Source organism: Corallococcus sp. AB049A (assembly GCF_003668885.1).
GTDB lineage: Bacteria > Myxococcota > Myxococcia > Myxococcales > Myxococcaceae > Corallococcus > Corallococcus interemptor.
The window spans coordinates 1-875 of record NZ_RAWL01000843.1 but is presented as its reverse complement, the minus strand read 5'-3'; the positions used below and the strand labels follow the sequence as shown (position 1 = coordinate 875).

Genomic DNA, 875 nt, shown 5'->3' with positions numbered 1-875 from the left:
CTCTACCGCACGGGCGACGTGGTGCGCTGGCGCGCGGATGGCCAACTGGACTTCGTCGGCCGTATCGACGCCCAGGTGAAGGTGCGCGGCTTCCGCATCGAGTTGGGCGAAGTCGAGAACGCCCTGCGGGCTGCCCCCGCCGTGAAGGACGCTGTCGTGCTCGCCCGCGAGGATTCGCCGGGCGACAAGCGTCTCGTGGCGTACATCGTGGGGGACGCTCTCGACGTGACGGCCCTGCGTGCCCACCTCAAGCAGCACCTGCCCGAGTACATGGTGCCCGCCGCCTTCGTCCCCATGGAGGCGCTGCCGCTGACGTCCAACGGCAAGGTGGACCGCAAGGCCCTGCCCGCTCCGGACGCGGGCCTGCTCCGGGCCTCACACGCGTACGAGGCTCCGGCAACGCCGCTGGAGGAAAAGCTCGCGGCCCTGTGGAGCGAGGTGCTGCGCGTCCCCACCGTGGGCCGCACGGACAACTTCTTTGAACTGGGCGGACACTCGCTGCTCGCGACCCAGTTGGTGGCCCGCGTGCGCGCCGCTTTCGACGTGGAACTCCCCCTCCGCGCCCTCTTCGAGGCGCCCACCATCGCGACACTCGCCGGGAAGTTGCAGCGTGCCTCCACGGGTACACGACTGCCGCCGCTGACACGCACGCGCACCGACGGTCCGCAGCCCCTCTCCTTCGCACAGCAGCGCCTGTGGTTCCTGGATCAGTTGGCGCCGGACGACGCGTCGTACAACCTCCCCGTCGCGCTGCGCCTCCTGGGGCGGCTGGACGTGGAGTCCTTGCGTCGTGCCTTCGAAGCCTTGGTCGTGCGGCACGAAGCGCTGCGCACCACCTTCTTCGAAGAGGGGGGCCAGCCCTTCCAGCGCATCCA

1 protein-coding gene is annotated in these 875 nt (G+C 70.1%); it reads left to right on the top strand.

Going from position 1 to position 875, the window contains the following annotated elements:
* A partial coding sequence (locus tag D7X55_RS39825) for a phosphopantetheine-binding protein (protein ID WP_147470439.1) occupies positions 1–875 on the top strand: 875 nt, incomplete at both ends.